This is a genomic window from Pseudomonas sp. ESBL9 (assembly GCF_036668715.1).
In the GTDB taxonomy this organism is placed as follows: domain Bacteria; phylum Pseudomonadota; class Gammaproteobacteria; order Pseudomonadales; family Pseudomonadaceae; genus Aquipseudomonas; species Aquipseudomonas lundensis.
This window is the reverse complement of record NZ_JAZEVV010000002.1, coordinates 244861-260867: the sequence shown is the minus strand read 5'-3', so window position 1 is coordinate 260867 and position 16007 is coordinate 244861. Positions and strand designations below refer to the sequence as shown.

General features: G+C 59.6%; 18 protein-coding genes. 5 read left to right on the top strand and 13 right to left on the bottom strand.

What is annotated here, in order from left to right:
* Positions 1-302 precede the first annotated feature (302 nt).
* From V6F78_RS07695 to V6F78_RS07685, 3 genes are all read left to right on the top strand, one after another.
* Entirely contained in the window at positions 303-1310 is a 1008-nt protein-coding gene (locus V6F78_RS07695) for a methionine ABC transporter ATP-binding protein (protein WP_047278675.1), read from the top strand.
* Positions 1310-1984, top strand: coding sequence for a methionine ABC transporter permease (locus V6F78_RS07690; RefSeq protein ID WP_047296338.1), 675 nt, complete (start codon positions 1310-1312; stop codon positions 1982-1984). The genes V6F78_RS07695 and V6F78_RS07690 overlap by 1 nt, the downstream gene beginning before the upstream one ends.
* Before the next feature lie 82 nt (positions 1985-2066).
* The gene (locus V6F78_RS07685) at positions 2067-2837 is read left to right on the top strand and encodes a MetQ/NlpA family ABC transporter substrate-binding protein (protein WP_332726929.1); all 771 of its coding nucleotides are present in this window, start codon (positions 2067-2069) and stop codon (positions 2835-2837) included.
* An 87-nt stretch (positions 2838-2924) separates the two neighbouring features.
* Here V6F78_RS07685 and V6F78_RS07680 read toward each other — a convergent pair whose 3' ends face one another.
* The 9 genes from V6F78_RS07680 to coxB are packed head-to-tail and all read right to left on the bottom strand — an operon-like array spanning position 2925 to position 11128.
* On the bottom strand, positions 2925-3560 hold the full coding sequence (locus V6F78_RS07680) for an SCO family protein (RefSeq protein ID WP_047296342.1): 636 nt from the start codon (positions 3558-3560) through the stop codon (positions 2925-2927).
* The gene (cyoE, locus tag V6F78_RS07675) at positions 3557-4456 is read right to left on the bottom strand and encodes a heme o synthase (protein ID WP_047296344.1); all 900 of its coding nucleotides are present in this window, start codon (positions 4454-4456) and stop codon (positions 3557-3559) included. The genes V6F78_RS07680 and cyoE overlap by 4 nt, the downstream gene beginning before the upstream one ends.
* Positions 4444-5523: a COX15/CtaA family protein gene (locus V6F78_RS07670; protein WP_047296345.1), complete on the bottom strand. Its 1080-nt coding sequence runs from the start codon at positions 5521-5523 to the stop codon at positions 4444-4446. Before V6F78_RS07670 ends, cyoE begins: the two co-directional genes overlap by 13 nt.
* Before the next feature lie 10 nt (positions 5524-5533).
* Entirely contained in the window at positions 5534-6127 is a 594-nt protein-coding gene (locus V6F78_RS07665) for a hypothetical protein (protein ID WP_047296346.1), read from the bottom strand.
* Positions 6102-6839: an SURF1 family protein gene (locus V6F78_RS07660; protein WP_094990156.1), complete on the bottom strand. Its 738-nt coding sequence runs from the start codon at positions 6837-6839 to the stop codon at positions 6102-6104. Before V6F78_RS07660 ends, V6F78_RS07665 begins: the two co-directional genes overlap by 26 nt.
* A gap of 11 nt (positions 6840-6850) precedes the next feature.
* Positions 6851-7738, bottom strand: a complete 888-nt coding sequence (locus tag V6F78_RS07655; protein WP_047278692.1) for a cytochrome c oxidase subunit 3 — start codon at positions 7736-7738, stop codon at positions 6851-6853.
* Positions 7739-7750: 12 nt separating this feature from the next.
* The gene (locus V6F78_RS07650; protein ID WP_047296349.1) at positions 7751-8320 is read right to left on the bottom strand and encodes a cytochrome c oxidase assembly protein; all 570 of its coding nucleotides are present in this window, start codon (positions 8318-8320) and stop codon (positions 7751-7753) included.
* 56 nt (positions 8321-8376) lie between these two features.
* Positions 8377-9966, bottom strand: coding sequence for a cytochrome c oxidase subunit I (ctaD, locus tag V6F78_RS07645; RefSeq protein WP_047278696.1), 1590 nt, complete (start codon positions 9964-9966; stop codon positions 8377-8379).
* 34 nt (positions 9967-10000) lie between these two features.
* Positions 10001-11128, bottom strand: coding sequence for a cytochrome c oxidase subunit II (gene coxB / locus V6F78_RS07640; RefSeq protein WP_047278698.1), 1128 nt, complete (start codon positions 11126-11128; stop codon positions 10001-10003).
* A 331-nt stretch (positions 11129-11459) separates the two neighbouring features.
* Between coxB and V6F78_RS07635 the strand changes: the two genes are divergently transcribed.
* Entirely contained in the window at positions 11460-12101 is a 642-nt protein-coding gene (locus V6F78_RS07635; protein WP_047296350.1) for a hypothetical protein, read from the top strand.
* Between the two features lie 88 nt (positions 12102-12189).
* Here the strand turns inward: V6F78_RS07635 and V6F78_RS07630 are convergent, their stop codons facing one another.
* The 3 genes from V6F78_RS07630 to V6F78_RS07620 all read right to left on the bottom strand — a co-directional run bounded on the left by V6F78_RS07630 (position 12190) and on the right by V6F78_RS07620 (position 14129).
* Positions 12190-12921 carry a carbonic anhydrase gene (locus V6F78_RS07630; RefSeq protein ID WP_047278703.1) on the bottom strand — a complete coding sequence of 244 codons (732 nt, stop codon included), beginning with the start codon at positions 12919-12921 and terminating at the stop codon, positions 12190-12192.
* 93 nt (positions 12922-13014) lie between these two features.
* A complete protein-coding gene (locus V6F78_RS07625) occupies positions 13015-13497 on the bottom strand; it encodes a DUF523 domain-containing protein (RefSeq protein ID WP_047296351.1) in 483 nt (160 codons plus the stop codon).
* Entirely contained in the window at positions 13494-14129 is a 636-nt protein-coding gene (locus tag V6F78_RS07620; protein WP_169858431.1) for a 2OG-Fe(II) oxygenase, read from the bottom strand. Before V6F78_RS07620 ends, V6F78_RS07625 begins: the two co-directional genes overlap by 4 nt.
* 152 nt (positions 14130-14281) lie before the next feature.
* Here V6F78_RS07620 and V6F78_RS07615 point away from each other — a divergent pair, with 152 nt between their 5' ends.
* The gene (locus tag V6F78_RS07615) at positions 14282-15034 is read left to right on the top strand and encodes a DUF2059 domain-containing protein (protein WP_047296353.1); all 753 of its coding nucleotides are present in this window, start codon (positions 14282-14284) and stop codon (positions 15032-15034) included.
* Positions 15035-15043: 9 nt separating this feature from the next.
* Here V6F78_RS07615 and V6F78_RS07610 read toward each other — a convergent pair whose 3' ends face one another.
* Positions 15044-15991: an alpha/beta hydrolase gene (locus V6F78_RS07610; protein ID WP_169838829.1), complete on the bottom strand. Its 948-nt coding sequence runs from the start codon at positions 15989-15991 to the stop codon at positions 15044-15046.
* Positions 15992-16007: the final 16 nt, after the last annotated feature.

Below are 16007 nucleotides of genomic sequence, written 5' to 3'. Positions count from 1 at the left end.
TCACTCCTTGTAGGCAAAAGCCCCATGGGCCGGGCTTTGTAGACAAATCTCCCGAAACGGGATGTGAGTTGCTTCAGGGTCTGTTCCCGTTTGATCGCCGCCGCTTTCATTGAAACGTGAACAGACCCTAGTACTGACTTGTCACCCTTAGCGGCGTTCCTTTTTTCTGACCTTTGATCGTCTTATTGCCAAATCGATGGTTGGAGCGCAAATAAATGCTAAGAACCTCTATACGGACAGGCTAAAATGCGCGCCCGGCTAACCGCTGATCTTATTTTTTCGCGCCCCACAAGGTTCGCTACGTGATTGAGTTCCATAACGTTCATAAAACTTACCGGGTCGCCGGTAAGGACATTCCCGCGCTGCACTCCACCAGTTTGCGTGTCGAGAGCGGCCAGGTATTTGGTCTGATTGGCCATTCCGGCGCGGGTAAAAGTACATTGCTGCGCCTGATTAACCGCCTCGAAACACCGAGCGGCGGGCAGATCATCGTCGACAACGAAGACGTCACGGCGATGGATGGCAACGGCCTGCGCCGTTTCCGTCAACAAGTCGGCATGATCTTTCAGCACTTCAACCTGCTGGCCTCCAAGACCGTGGCGGACAACGTCGCGCTGCCTCTGACGCTGGCCGGTGAATTGTCCCGCAACGAAATCGACAAACGCGTCGCTGAACTGCTGGCGCGGGTAGGCTTGTCCGACCACGCCAAAAAGTACCCGGCGCAACTGTCAGGCGGCCAGAAACAGCGCGTGGGTATCGCCCGCGCCTTGTCCACCCAACCAAAAGTGTTGCTCTGCGACGAGGCCACCAGTGCCCTCGACCCGCAAACCACGGCTTCGGTGTTGCAGCTACTGGCCGAAATCAACCGTGAGTTGAAGCTGACCATCGTGCTGATTACCCACGAAATGGACGTTATCCGTCGCGTGTGTGATGTGGTGGCGGTCATGGATGCGGGCAAGATCGTCGAGCAAGGCCCTGTGGCCGACGTGTTCTTGCACCCCAAGCACCCGACGACCAAACGCTTCGTGCAGGAAGACGAGCAGATCGATGAAAGCGAACAGCGTGACGACTTCGCTCACGTGCCAGGCCGTATCGTGCGCCTGACGTTCCAGGGCGAATCCACCTACGCGCCATTGCTGGGCACCATCGCCCGTGAAACCGGGGTGGACTACAGCATCCTGGCCGGTCGTATCGACCGCATCAAAGACACCCCTTATGGGCAACTGACCCTCGCCATCACCGGTGGCGACATGGAAGCTGCTTTCGCGCGCTTCACCGCCGCAGACGTACATATGGAGGTGCTGCGCTAATGGAAACCCTCTTGAGCTTCTTTTCCAACATCGACTGGTACGAAATCTGGCTGGCCTCCGTCGACACCCTGATCATGCTCGGCGGTTCGCTGCTGTTTACGGTGTTGCTCGGTTTGCCGCTGGGCATTCTGTTGTTCCTGTGCAGCCCGCGCCAACTGCTGGAACAGAAAGCCCTGTATTCGGCCCTGTCGTTCGTGGTGAACATTCTGCGTTCGCTGCCGTTCATCATCCTGCTGGTCGTGATGATCCCGTTCACCGTCCTGATTACCGGCACCTCGCTGGGCGTCGCCGGTGCGATTCCGCCATTGGTCGTGGGGGCCACGCCGTTCTTTGCGCGCCTGGTCGAAACGGCGTTTCGGGAAGTGGACCGCGGCATCATCGAAGCCACTCAGGCAATGGGCGCCAACACGCGTCAGATCATTACCAGTGCGTTGTTGCCTGAAGCACGTCCCGGTATCTTTGCGGCAATTACGGTGACAGCCATTACGCTGGTCGGCTACACCGCCATGGCGGGTGTGGTTGGCGCGGGCGGTCTGGGCGATCTGGCCATCCGCTTTGGTTATCAGCGCTTCCAGCCTGACGTGATGATCGTGACAGTGGTGATGTTGCTGATTCTGGTGCAAATTCTGCAAACCGTTGGCGATCGGCTGGTGGTGCACTTTTCGCGCAAGTGAGCGCGACCCTCGTTAATAAACGTAACCGCCAGCCTACGGGCTGGCAGGCGCCTGAAGTCAGGTGTTCACAAGGAGTTGCTGGATGAAGAAGTTATTTGCTGCGGTCGCCGCTATTGCGGCATTTTCAGCCCACGCGGGCGATCTGACGGTGGCGGCCACCCCGGTGCCGCACGCCGAAATCCTTGAATTCGTGAAGCCAGCCTTGGCCAAAGAAGGCGTCAACCTCAAGGTCAAGGTCTTCACCGACTACATCCAGCCCAACGTGCAAGTTGCCGAAAAGCGCCTGGATGCCAACTTCTTCCAGCACCAGCCCTACCTGGATGAGTTCAACAAGGCCAAGAGCACCCACCTGGTCAGCGTGGCCAACGTTCACCTTGAGCCGCTGGGCGCTTACTCGTCCAAGTACAAAAAGCTTGAAGAACTGCCCAATGGCGCAACCGTGGTGATCCCCAACGACGCCACCAACGGCGGCCGTGCCCTGTTGCTGCTGGACAAGGCGGGCGTGATCAAGCTCAAAGACTCGACCAACATTCTCTCGACGATTAAAGACGTTACTGAGAACAACAAAGGCCTGAAATTCCGTGAACTGGAAGCGGCCACCATCCCGCGTGTGCTCACCCAGGTAGACCTGGCGCTGATCAACACCAACTACGCGCTGGAAGCCAAGTTGGACCCGGAAAAAGACGCACTGGTGATCGAAGGCAGCGACTCGCCTTACGTGAACATTCTGGTGGCTCGCCCGGACGACAAAGATTCGGCTGATATGAAGAAACTGGTTGATGCGCTGCACACGCCGCAAGTGAAAGCGTTCATCAATGAGAAGTACAAAGGCGCCATCGTTCCGGCGTTCTAATGCCTCAGACCCTCGCCTGATCGCTGCCGCAGGCTGTGAGCTTTGATCCGCAAGCTCGCAGCCTGTGCCCGCAGCAACCGCTTTGCCTTATTTCCTTTCGACCAAACCCGGCAACTGGGCAACCATTTTCTGGTTGTTGAACGGTGCGCGGATGAAACCCCGCTGAGTGCCGTCCGGGCCAATCAGCGCCAGATTGCCACTGTGGTCGACCGTATAGTTGGGTTTGCTGGTATCCGCCGGAATGAACGGAATACTCACCGCATTGGCCAGGGTTTGCAGCTCTTCAATCGAACCGGGCGTCAGGCCCACGAACTGCGGATCGAAGTAACCCAGGTACTGCTTGAGCTGCTGCGGCGTATCACGGTTCGGATCGACGCTGACCAGCACGATTTGCAGTTTGTCTTGCGCGGCTTTGGGCAGCTCACTTTTGATCTGACGCAGCTGGGCCAGGGTGGTCGGGCAAATATCGGGGCAGAAGGTGTAACCGAAGAACAACAAGCTCCACGTGTCGGTCAGTTCATTCATCTGCACCGGCTGACCGTCCTGATTGGTCATCTTGATTGCCGGTAACGGACGGCTCTGCGGCAGCAGAATGATGCCCGCATCGATCAGCGCCGTATTGTCGCTCTGGCTGTTGCCGGACATGATTTTGTTAAACGTCAGGCCCATGACCAATGCCACCAGCGCAACGAGGATGTAGACGGTTTTTTGAGTTTTAGTCATAGGTTCAACACTGAGTAATGGTCGACAAGCAGCGCGATGAACAACGCGAACAGGTAGTAAATAGAGTACTTGAAGGTGTTGATCGCGGCGTGCGGCAGGGTGCCACGGTACAGCACCCACGCCCAATACAGAAAGCGTGCGCCCAACCCTAGCGCACACACCAGATAGAGCAAGCCGCTCATGCGAATCACAAACGGCAGCAGGCTCACGGCCAGCAGCACACAGGTGTAAAGCAGGATGTGCAACTTGGTGTACTGCTCACCATGGGTCACGGGCAGCATGGGAATGTCGGCTTTCGCGTATTCAGATTTGCGATGGATCGCCAGCGCCCAAAAGTGCGGCGGGGTCCAGGCGAAGATAATCAGCACCAACAGCAGCGGTTCGGCAGTCACATGCCCGGTCACGCAGACCCAGCCCAACAGCGGCGGCGCAGCCCCGGCCAGCCCGCCGATCACGATGTTCTGCGGCGTGGCGCGCTTGAGAAAACCTGTGTAAATCACTGCATACCCCAACAACGACGCCAGGGTCAGCCAGGCCGCCAGTGCATGGGTGAACACCCATAACACCCCCAACCCCGACACGGACAACAACAGGGCGAACGCCAGCGCAGAACCCGCTGAAATCCGGCCCTCGGCCAACGGACGCTTTTGAGTACGCGCCATCAGCGCATCAATGCGCCGGTCCACCACATGATTGACCGCCGCAGCGCCTGCGGCACACAAACCAATGCCCAGATTGCCAAAGACCAGCACCGTCCACGGCACACCTGCGCGCGTGGCGAGGAACATGCCCACCAACGAGGTGATGAGCATCAACATCACCACCTTGGGTTTAGTCAGCTCCAGGTAGTCGCGCCAGGACGCCGGACGTGAACGCTCAACGGTCAAGGTCGCCATGGCAGTTCTCCTTTAAGCATGATCGAGCCGGGCACCGGTGGCCGAGGACTGAAACGCCAGCGGGCAAGACGCGGTGCCTTGACCCTGACCAGTGCCGTACGTGCGTGGTAGTTGACCAGCACCAGCGTCAACAACAGGGCCGCGCCGCCAGCGTTATGCGCCACGGCAACCGCCAGGGGCAGACCGAACAGCACGTTGCTGATCCCCAGACTCACTTGCAGGCCCAGCGTCAGCATCAGTAACCCCGCCAGCCGCGTCATGCCCACCCGCCGCAGCTGCCAGGCCAGCCCCAACAGCACCACCGTGAGCACCAGCGCGCCCAAACGGTGGGTGAGATGAATCGCTGTGCGCGCGTCGCTGTCCAGTTGGCCGCCCAAATAGTTCGGCCCTATGTGTTGGGTCAGATGAAAACCGTTGGCGAAATCGGCCGACGGCCACCATTGACCGTGGCACGTCGGCAGGTCGACACACGCCACGGCGGCGTAGTTGGAACTGACCCAACCACCCAGCGCGATTTGTCCAATCGCCAGCACCAGCCCGGCAGTCGCCCAACGCTGTAAACGGCGGGGCACGGCAAGCGCTGGCAGCACGCCCGATAAACGCAGGGTCAGCAAAAACAGCAAACTCAAGGTCGCGAAACCGCCCAGCAAATGCCCGGTCACCACCTGCGGCCAGAGTTTGAGCGTGACGGTCCACATGCCAAAGGCCGCCTGCGCCAGCACCACCAACAGAATGAACAACGGCAATTTGAGTGGCTGGCCGGGCAGTGTGCGCTGGCGCCAGGCCCGCGCCGCCAACAGCACAATCACCAGCGCCAGGGTGCCTGCGAAATAGCGATGCACCATCTCGCTCCGGCCTTTTTCGACGTGTACCGGGGTGTCGGGAAAGTGCCGTTGGGCATGCGCCAGTTGTGCATCGGTTTTGGGCACGCTGATGAAGCCATAGCAGCCGGGCCAGTCCGGGCAACCCAGCCCGGCGTGGGTCAAACGCGTGTAGGCACCGAGTAACACCACCACCAGTGCCAGCACGGTGGCAAGTAATGCGAGACGAAATCCGGCTTTGGCCATGACGGTTTTCCTACCCGATGTTGGACAGTTTCAACAGGTGGCGCAGGTCGTTGAGCACGTCCTTGCCTTTGACACTGGGGTCGTAACGCAGCACCAGATTGCCGTGCGGGTCGATGATCCACAGCTGAGCGCCGCCATTGCCCTGCGCGCCCCGGGTATACGCTGGCAAGTCCATCGCGTAACGCTGCAACTGCGGGTATTCGCGTTGCAGCCTTGCCACATAGTCAGCGTCCAGCGCCTGCGCGCTCGCCAGCGCATGGGTGGCACGGGAGGCATCGCGGCCCAGGCCGATCTGTATCTGCCGTGCCAAGTACACCAATTGCTGACACGCCACCGTGCAGGTTTGTGGCGCGGTCACCAGCAACTGCCAGCGCTGCTCGTCCGTTTGCACGCCCAGCTCAGCGCGGGTCGGGCCGTTACCTATCAGTTCACCGTGATAGCTGCGGCTTTCGGGCACCCAGAACTTGAGCGTGTACATCCCGGTGGCCAACACCATCGGGCCGATGGTCAGCAACAGAATAAGGATCAACTGCAGCCGTCCACGGCGCCGCGAAGCCGGTGCCGCGTGGTGAGCCGTTTCAGACGGATTGATGGCCGTTCCCATGGCGCTTCTCCCGAGCGTTATGCCAACCGAGGTACCCATAAAGCCCGCACAACGCCAGCGCCATGGCGAACCATTGCACGGCATACGCGGTGTGTTTTTCCGGGCCCATGCCCGTGGCGATCACTGGCCAGTCGGCCTGATACGCCGCAAGGCCGGGCGCAATACGCACTTCATCGTTAAAACCGCTTCGCCCCAGCTCAGCCCACACCTTGGCGGGGAAGACTGCCGTCACCAGCCGCGGCCAGTTACCCGTGGCCGGGTCGGCCTGCAGCTGGAAGGGCGTACCGGGCGACTCATACACCCAGCCTTCCAGCTCCACTAATTGATCCGGGGTACTGAACACCGGCGGCGTGCGCCGACTGGGCCATTCGATCCAGCCCCTATTGAGCAACAGCCACTGGCCACTGGCCTGATCCTGAAAAGGCTGCAACAGCTCCACCCCGACCTTGCCGTCTCGCACCCGGTTGTCCAGCAGCAGGCTGTGCTGCGCATCCAGATGCCCACGCAACTGCACACGGCGGAAAGCGGGCGTTGAGGTGCTCATTAATTGGCCCACATTGAGGGGCGCGGCGGTCCGGTGTACGGCATAGCTGTCGAGCAGGGTGCGTTTTTGCTCGGCACGCCCCAGTTGCCAAACCCCCAGAAACACCAGCACCGGCAAAAGCGCCAGTACCACCACGGTGGGCACACGTCCGGGCGCGAAGGCGGCCATGGTCGCGGCGTCTACAGCACGTAGACAAACAGGAACAGCGCCACCCACACCGCGTCCACAAAGTGCCAGTACCAACTGGCCGCCTGAAAGCCGAATTGATGTTCGGCGTTGAAATGCCCGCGCACGATACGCACCAGCATCACCAACAGAATCAGGGTGCCGATGGTGACGTGGGCGCCATGGAATCCGGTGAGCATAAAGAAGGTCGCGCCATACACCCCTGAGCCGAGCGTCAGCCCCAGCTCTTTATAAGCGTGAATGTATTCCTCGGCCTGAAAGCCCAAAAAAGCGATGCCCAGCACCACGGTCAGGCCCAGCCAGGCTTTCAATGCACCACGCTGGCCCTTGTTCAACGCATGATGGGCAAGGGTGAGGGTGACGCTGGAACTGACCAGCAATACCGTGTTCAGCAGCGGCAAGCCCCACGGGTTGATGATGTCTTTGGGCGCCGGGTAAAGCACCGGATCAGGGGTGTTCAGCAATGGCCAGGCGAACTGAAAGTTGGGCCACAGCATGTGTGCCAGCCCCTTGCTGCCCTCACCGCCCAGCCACGGGCCCGAGAAATGGCGCACGTAAAACAGCGCGCCAAAAAACGCCGCAAAAAACATCACTTCCGAAAAAATGAACCACGTCATGCCCCAGCGAAACGAACGGTCCAGTTGCGGGCTGTACAGCCCGGCGCGGCTCTCTTTAATCACCGCGCCGAACCAGCCGACCATCATGTAGGCCACCAGCAGGCTGCCGACAAAAAAGATTAGCGGTCCATGGGATTCAGGGCGCGTGGCCTTGAGGTCGTTGAACCACGTGGCCAGCCCCCACACCGTGACCAGCAGGCCGACCGTGGCAATGATCGGCCACTTGCTCTGCGCCGGGACATAGTAGTGATCGTGAGTTGCCATGGAGCGTTCTCCTTATCGGGCTGGCCGTTGAGCGTCATTGCCAGCAGCGGCAACGGGCGGATGGCGCGCAGTGATATCGAACAGCGTGTAGGCCAGCGTCAGGTGTTTCACGTCCTTGGGCATGTCGCGGTCGACGATAAAACGCATGGGCATTTCGATGCGCTGTCCCGCTTGCAGCACTTGCTGGGTGAAACAGAAACATTCGGTCTTGTGGAAGTACTGCGCCGCCTCGGCCGGGGAAATACTCGGCACCGCCTGGGCCGACATCGGGTGGTCAGACGGGTTGGACGCCACAAACACCATCTCGTACACGCCGCCGGGGTTGACCACTAACTGATCGCCCTTTGGGTAAAACTCCCACACCATGCCCACGTTGTTGGTGGCCAGAAACTGCACCCGCACCTGCCGCCCGGTGTCCACCACCTGCGCGCCCTCATACTGCCCGGCGGTCTTGCCGTTAATGCCGAAGGCTTTGCACATCACGTCGTAGAGCGGCACCAGGGCAAAGCCGAAGGCAAACATCACCACCACCATCAGCAACAGGCGCATGACCAGGCGTTTGATCGATGTTGAGTCAGCCATGAATCCTCCTGACCCTCTGCCAGCCCTCCCGAAGAGGGTTGGCAGAGGGCACCGGCTCACTTGATTTCAGGGGGCGTCGTAAAGGTGTGATACGGCGCGGGCGAAGGCACGCTCCATTCCAGACCTTCGGCACCGTCCCACGGTTTGGCAGGCGCTTTGGGCCCGCCGCGAATGCACTTGATGACGATGAACAGGAACAGCAACTGCGTAGCGCCAAACATGAACCCACCGATCGACGACACCATGTTGAAGTCGGCAAATTGCAGGTTGTAGTCAGGAATCCGACGCGGCATACCGGCCAGTCCCACGAAGTGCATCGGGAAGAACGTCAGGTTCATGCCCACGAAGGACAGCCAAAAATGCAGCCTGCCGAGGGTTTCGTCGTACATATGCCCGGTCCACTTCGGCAACCAGTAATAGGTCGAGGCGAAAATGCCGAAGATGGCGCCCGGCACCAGCACGTAGTGGAAGTGCGCCACCACGAAATAGGTGTCGTGGTACTGGAAGTCCGCCGGGGCAATGGCCAGCATCAGCCCGGAAAACCCGCCGATGGTGAACAGAATCACAAACGCCACGGCAAACAGCATCGGCGTCTCGAACGTCAGCGAGCCTTGCCACATGGTGCTGGCCCAGTTGAAGACTTTGACCCCGGTGGGCACGGCGATGAGCAACGTGGCGTACATGAAGAACAACTCGCCCACCAGCGGAATGCCCACCACAAACATGTGGTGCGCCCAGACGATGAAGGACAGGAAGGCAATGCTGGCCGTGGCGTAGACCATTGAGGTGTAACCGAACAGCGGTTTGCGCGAGAAGGTCGGGATGATGGCACTGATCGCGCCGAAGGCCGGCAGGATCATGATGTACACCTCGGGATGACCGAAGAACCAGAACACATGCTGGAACAGCACCGGGTCCCCGCCGCCGGCCGCGCTGAAAAAGCTGGTGCCGAAATGGATGTCCATCAACATCATGGTGACCACGCCTGCCAGCACCGGCATCACGGCGATCAGCAGGAACGCGGTAATCAGCCAGGTCCAGACAAACAGCGGCATTTTCATCAACGTCATGCCGGGCGCACGCAGGTTAAGGATGGTGGCGATCACGTTGATCGCGCCCATGATCGAACTGATGCCCATCAGATGGATGGCAAAGATGAAGTACGTCACGCTCTCGGGTGCATAAGTGGTGGACAAGGGGGCGTAGAAGGTCCAGCCAAAATTCGGCCCGCCCCCGGCCATGAACAAGGTCGACACCAGCATCAGAAACGCCGCCGGCAGCAGCCAGAAACTGAAGTTGTTCATGCGCGGCAAGGCCATGTCGGGCGCGCCGATCATCAGCGGAATCATCCAGTTGGCCAACCCGACGAACGCGGGCATCACCGCGCCAAATACCATGATTAGGCCGTGCAGGGTGGTCATCTGGTTAAAGAACGCCGGCTCGACGATCTGTAAGCCCGGCTGGAACAGTTCGGCACGGATGACCATCGCGAATGAGCCACCGAGCAAAAACATGCAGAAGCTGAACCACAGGTACAGGGTGCCGATGTCTTTGTGGTTGGTGGTCAGCACCCAGCGCATCAAGCCTTTGGCCGGGCCGTGAGCGTGGTCGTCCGCGTGCCCGTGGTCGTCGATAACAGCACTCATGTCCTGACTCCTTGCGCGCACATCAATGAGCGGCTCATTTGCCTTGCGCCTGTTTCAGCGCGAGCACGTCTTTGGGGGTGACCATGTCGCCCTTGTTGTTGCCCCACGCGTTGCGTTCGTACGTCACCACCGCCGCGATGTCGACTTCCGACAGTTGCTTGCCGAAGGCGGCCATGGCCGTGCCCGGCTTGCCGAAATACACGCGATGCAGGTGATCGGCGGCGGGGCCGGTGGCAATCGGAGAGCCCTTGAGCGCCGGGAACATCGGCGGCAACCCTTGGCCTTCGGCCTGGTGACAGGCGACGCAAGCGGTGTGGTAGACCTTGTCACCCCGAGCGACCAACTCGTCGAGGGTCCACTCCTTGCTGGTCAGTTCTTTAAGCTGCGCAGCCTGTGCTTTGCGTTCGGCAAGCCAGGCGTCGTAGTCAGGCCGGGTTTTGACATCCACCACAATCGGCATGAAGCCATGGTCCTTGCCGCACAACTCGGCGCATTGCCCCCGATAAACGCCGGGCTTTTCAACGCGGGTCCAGGCCTCGTTGATAAACCCCGGAATGGCGTCGCGCTTGACCGCGAACGCGGGCACCCACCACGAGTGGATGACGTCGGCCGAGGTCACCAGAAAGCGCACTTTGGCGCCAATCGGCAGCACCAGCGGCTCATCGACTTCGAGCAGGTAATGTTCGTCCTTGGGGGCTTTGTTATGGATTTGATCGGCGGGGGTGGCCAGGTTGCTGAAGAACTCGACGTCTTGACCCAGGTATTTGTAATGCCATTTCCACTGATAGCCCGTGACCTGGATATCGACATCCGAATCACTGCTGTCGTAGATGTTGATCAGGGTTTTGGTGGCGGGCACCGCCATCGCCACGAGGATAAGAAAGGGCACGACCGTCCAGAGGATTTCGACCGTGGTGCTCTCGTGGAACTTGGCCGCTTGCTGGCCCGTGGAACGCCGGTGAACGATCATTGACCAGAACATGGCGCCGAACACGATGAGGCCGATCACCACACAGATCCAGAAAATGGTCATGTGCAGGTTGAAGACCGCCTGGCTGACCTCAGTCGCGCCGGGCGTCATGTTCACGGTCCAGGCGGCCTGCGCCTGGCTGAAAACGGACCACAACAGCAGGCCCATCCATAGGTTTGGATGTCGCTTCATTGCGGGTTCCCCTTTATTTTTCTTGTTATTGCGCCGGTCTATACCTGCGTTACAAGGGGGCGGTTTTCAAACCAGTGAACCTTGACCGCCGAGCCTCGCCTGCTCAGGCAGTCGGGCATCATCAGAAAACGTTTACAAAATCGAGTATAGCCAGCGCCTTCAACCCCGCAACGCGCTGGCTGAAAACTGTAAAAAACTGACCCCAACGACAAATGGCACTCACTGCCCGCTCACAAAATGAATAACAATACGCGCCCTCTGAAAAAGGCCCTCTGATTCACGGGGCCATTTTTCAACGATATTCCCTGTCTAGTGTCTCCCTGGAGTTCCCATGAACACCGCCGCCATCCGCGAGCAGATCTTGTGTGCCCAAGAACATGAGGCCGATACGGGCCTGCTCGCTCGCCAACTGGAAACCAAACTGCCGCACCTTCACACCGCCATCCGTGTGCCTGAAGAAGACCACCCTAAAAATCTGGTGATGACCCGTTTTGTCAGCGCCTACATCGATCAAGTGCCTGACTTGCTGGAGGCGGCCAATGAAGTCGCGCGCGAAGCGGGCATCGAGTCGCAGATCACGCCGGTGCTGAAAATTGCCGAACAGTTTTTCGTTCAGCCGCCAGCCGTAATGAACGGACACGTCGGTCTGGAAGGTTTGCTGGATGAAGCGTATCTGGCCCACCGCCTGGTGGAAGAGGTCAACGACCTCTATATCAAGCATTTCAACCAGCCGCTGATCCCGCTGGACACCACGGTGGCCAATGTAATCGCCCACCACTTGATTGGTGAAACCTTTGCCAATCAGTTGGATGAAGTGGTTCACCACGCGGTTGATTGCATGCTGGACGACGAATGTTTCACGCTGGAATCGGTGGAAGCCTACCGCGACAAACTCACCAGCCCGGACACCGGCGCTGCCTGGAAGCGCTGGCCGTGCCTGTCCAAACAGTTGGGTGTCGGTTTGAATTTGTAAGCTGACACCTGTCGCACGGGCTCAATGACGTGCGACGGCGCCGCCGCCGAATCAGCCTCTGGTGTTCGGCGGCGACGCTGGGCAACGGTTAGAACCGCGCCTTGGGCGTTGCACTCGGGATCGGGTTGGTCCCGTCGAGCGGCAGGAAAGCGCCTTTATCGGCGTCATACGCTTTGATCTGGCTGGTTTCGATGTCATACACCCAGCCATGAATGAACAAATGCCCGCTGGCCATGCGCGAAGCCACTGACGGGTGCGTGCGCAAATGCTGCAACTGAGCGATGACGTTTTCTTCGGTCAGTACGTGCATGCTTTCGGCTTCATTGGCGCAGTTGCAGTTGTCCTGCACCATGGTTTTAGCGACTTCCACGTGATGCAACCAGGCGCGTACCGTCGGCATTTTTTTCAAACTGGCCGGGTTCAGCACCGCGCGCATCGCGCCACAGTCCGAGTGGCCGCAAATAATGATGTGCTGCACACCCAAGGCCAGAACGGCGTATTCGATGGCGGTTGAAACACCACCGTTCATCTGACCGTACGGCGGAACAACGTTGCCCACGTTACGGGTCACAAACAGATCGCCCGGCGCGCTTTGGGTAATCAATTCAGGCACGATCCGCGAATCCGCACAGGCAATGAACATTGCCCGCGGACGTTGTGCGGTGGCGAGCTTTTTAAAGAAGGCTTCTTGTTCAGGAAAAATTTCGTGATGGAAATGCAAAAAGCCATCAACGATATGGTGCAAGGCTGCGTCGGCGCTTTCAGCGGGTGAAGGGCCAGTGGCCGAAGCAGCAGGCTGCGGTTTTTGTTTATCACTCATCGCGTATTCCCCAAGGCAAAGTGGCACCGGATGTTACCTGAACTCAAATCGGGGCTCTACGCCAAACCGGCGCATGGCCCCGACGATTGCGGGTCATTGTTCCAGCGCTTTGGCCGCATCATCGAGTTCGAGTTCACTGAACACTTGCACGCCAGCCTCACTCAGTAGCGCGGCCGTCACGCCCTGACCGGCCACTTTGGTTGCGCTGAAACTGCCATCGTAGGTTAGCCGGTTGCCGCATGAAGGGCTGTTGGCCTTGAGAATCGCCACGCGGATGCCGTGTTTTTGCACCAGTGCCAGCGCTTGCCGGGCGCCCGATACAAAGGCCTCGGTGACATCGTCGCCGTCTGTCGTTATCACCGCAACCTTGCCGCTGAGGACTTCAATGCCCTGGCCTCCGGGAATTTCGGCCGCCGCGCGCGGCGTGGGCAAACCGCCCGCGACCTCAGGACAAAGTGCAATCACCCGGCCTTGCGCTTGCCACTCCAGCAGTTGCGGATACGGGCCGCTGGCGCCTGCGTCATACCGCACGCGATGCCCCAGCAAGCAGCGGCTGACCAGCACTTTGGACTTCACAGCACGATCTCTGTGGGACGACGCCGGAACCAGCCCGTCAATGACAAGCGGTCACGGGTCGCGGGCATCACTTCATGCGGAACTTCACCCGACAGGAACACCACCAGACAACCGCCCGTCGGCAGCACATCGTATTCGCCGCGGTCATTGAGGTACATGCGCAGGTGTCCACCATGCTCGGGCAACCACGCCTGATTGAGGTACACCACGGCCGACACCATGCGCCGGTCGTCGTCGCGAAAACGGTCCAGATGCTTGAGGTAAAACGCGCCGGGCGGGTACATCGCGAAGTGGCTTTCGAAGTCCTCCAGGCCCAAAAAAAGCCTGCGGTTCATGGCGACTCGCAGGCTTTCCATCAAGCCGAGATAACTGTCACAGGCCAGCGCTTCTCCGGGCTCCAGCCATTGAATGTGGTCCCCGCGGATCCCCTCGCGGACCTCCTGATTCAGCCCGCGCCCGACCGCAGCCGGGGTCAGTTCCCCTTCGGCCGAACGTTTGCGGCACTCAGCCGCCAACTCAAAGGTCAAAGCCTCGGGCAGGAAGATGTTTTGCTGTGACCATCCCTGTGCGTACAGGTCGTCGACAATGCGCAGTAATAGCGGGTGATCAGAGGATATGTGCATGGCGCGCATAGTATCCATACGCCTCAAAATCTGACAGAGCCATATAGCGGTGTTCCACGAAAAAATACCGCTCGCACTTTAAAAGCCCTTTGGACCAGACGAATTCTCGACAAGTCCTACGCCACACCCGGACAATAGCGACTTGTTGACAGGAGTCCTTCATGCGCCGCTTGGTTTTATCGTTGCTTATTTTTTGTTCATTACCCGCATGGTCAGACAGCCTGGATGATTTGTACAAGGTCGCTGGCTGGTCGGATCAACGGGCGCATTTCAATGACGCGCTGACGGCAGCCCAAGAACGCTATCGCAGCAATTTGCCGCCCGCTGTGTATCAAGCCCTGGTCAACAACAGCAGTCAGCGTTTCGACCCGCAAGCCATGGACACCCGCGCCAAGGATCAGATGCGCAAGCATCTGCCCGAACCGGCCCCGGCACTGGCTTTTTTCCAGTCCGAGCTGGGGCGCAAGATTGTCGCGGCCGAGCTGCTGGCCACGCGTCGCGACCAGTTGGCCCAGCACGCCCAAGGTTTGCCGCGCATCGAAGCCAGCGCCACCCGCCAATTGTTGATTAATCATTTGTCCAACGCCTTGCCGGCGCGCGAAGCAGGGGCGGAAGTCAGCCTCGCGATTGCGGGCGTGGCGGCAGACAGCCTGAGCTCGATGATCCCGGGACTGCTCGGCGGCGGTCAGGCCCAAGGCATGCTCAACGGTCAGCGCCAGCGGCTGATGGAGCAGATCGGCGGCGAGCTGGATAACACGTTGCTCTATGTGTACCGCGACTTGTCCGATCCCGAGCTCGAAGAATTCGTCACTTTTGCAGAGTCGCCGGAAGGCAAAGCGTATTACCAGGCCGCCTTGAGCGCCGTGCGCGCCGGGCTGGCGGTCGGGCAGAGCACCTCAAATCTGGCGCCGTAACCTTACGGGTTACGCGTCGAAGTGCTGGTCCAGAAACGCGAAATAGCGATCGCGTATGTCATCCGTTTCATTGGCCAAATGATGGCGGGCGCCGGGTAGCAACAACACGTGCGGCTGATGGAATTTGCTTTTGAGCACCTGCAGGTTGTGTCGCCAATCCACTGTTTTGTCCGCGTCGCCCTGAATGATCAGCGGCTGACGCGCGCTGGGTGTTGCGCCTTCAATGCGCGGGATCCAGCGGGCCAGCGCACCGACCCAGGCGGTCGGTAAACGCAGCGGCTGCAACGGATCGGCCTGCAAAAACGGCATGAAATCAGGGTTATTGGTGTTTTCACTGAAACGCCGGGCAATGCCTTTGACGAACGGCCGCAGCAGGTAATAGCTGAATTTGGACCAATGCCAGTCCTTGGGCCGTACCAACGGGGCCATCAATATCGCCTGCCCTTGTGCCGGGCTGCTGTCGCCCTGCCGCAACACATGATCCAGCACGATCGCGCCGCCGGTGCTTTGCCCGTACAGGTGCCACGGCTGAGGCAGCGACAGTGATTGCGCCTCAATGAACAGGCCCTGCAAGGCTTCCTGATACTGATAAAAATCCCCGATGCTGGCCCGCTCGCCACTGGACAGGCCGTGCCCCGGCAAGTCGCAGGCAATGACCGCAAAACCCCGATTGAGCCCCCATTCAATGATGTGGCGGTACAACCCCATGTGGTCGTAAAAACCGTGTATCACGAATAGCGTGCCCACTGGCGCAGCCTCCGGCCACCACACTTGGCTGACCAGGTCGTAGCCCGCCGCACTGTAGCGCCCCAGTTGCCGCTTCACGGGCGTGGCGCGATGAGGGAAGTCCAGCCCGTAAAACCGTTGGTACGCCAACCCCTCACTCGATATCGGGCCCTCTGCGGCCAAGGGCTGCAAACTGGCGCGCAAGGTATCGGGGGAAAACGGGGCAGGCATAAGGGGTTCCAGGCAG

Coding starts and splice junctions, on each gene's coding strand:
- V6F78_RS07630 (WP_047278703.1), bottom strand. CDS start 12,921: ATGAGTGATAAACAAAAACCGCAGCCTGCTGCTTCGGCCACTGGCCCT.
- V6F78_RS07615 (WP_047296353.1), top strand. CDS start 14,282: ATGCGCCGCTTGGTTTTATCGTTGCTTATTTTTTGTTCATTACCCGCA.
- V6F78_RS07635 (WP_047296350.1), top strand. CDS start 11,460: ATGAACACCGCCGCCATCCGCGAGCAGATCTTGTGTGCCCAAGAACAT.
- V6F78_RS07665 (WP_047296346.1), bottom strand. CDS start 6,127: ATGGGAACGGCCATCAATCCGTCTGAAACGGCTCACCACGCGGCACCG.
- coxB (WP_047278698.1), bottom strand. CDS start 11,128: ATGAAGCGACATCCAAACCTATGGATGGGCCTGCTGTTGTGGTCCGTT.
- V6F78_RS07680 (WP_047296342.1), bottom strand. CDS start 3,560: ATGACTAAAACTCAAAAAACCGTCTACATCCTCGTTGCGCTGGTGGCA.
- V6F78_RS07610 (WP_169838829.1), bottom strand. CDS start 15,991: ATGCCTGCCCCGTTTTCCCCCGATACCTTGCGCGCCAGTTTGCAGCCC.
- V6F78_RS07670 (WP_047296345.1), bottom strand. CDS start 5,523: ATGGCCAAAGCCGGATTTCGTCTCGCATTACTTGCCACCGTGCTGGCA.
- V6F78_RS07620 (WP_169858431.1), bottom strand. CDS start 14,129: ATGCGCGCCATGCACATATCCTCTGATCACCCGCTATTACTGCGCATT.
- V6F78_RS07660 (WP_094990156.1), bottom strand. CDS start 6,839: ATGGCCGCCTTCGCGCCCGGACGTGTGCCCACCGTGGTGGTACTGGCG.
- V6F78_RS07655 (WP_047278692.1), bottom strand. CDS start 7,738: ATGGCAACTCACGATCACTACTATGTCCCGGCGCAGAGCAAGTGGCCG.
- V6F78_RS07650 (WP_047296349.1), bottom strand. CDS start 8,320: ATGGCTGACTCAACATCGATCAAACGCCTGGTCATGCGCCTGTTGCTG.
- V6F78_RS07685 (WP_332726929.1), top strand. CDS start 2,067: ATGAAGAAGTTATTTGCTGCGGTCGCCGCTATTGCGGCATTTTCAGCC.
- V6F78_RS07690 (WP_047296338.1), top strand. CDS start 1,310: ATGGAAACCCTCTTGAGCTTCTTTTCCAACATCGACTGGTACGAAATC.
- cyoE (WP_047296344.1), bottom strand. CDS start 4,456: ATGGCGACCTTGACCGTTGAGCGTTCACGTCCGGCGTCCTGGCGCGAC.
- ctaD (WP_047278696.1), bottom strand. CDS start 9,966: ATGAGTGCTGTTATCGACGACCACGGGCACGCGGACGACCACGCTCAC.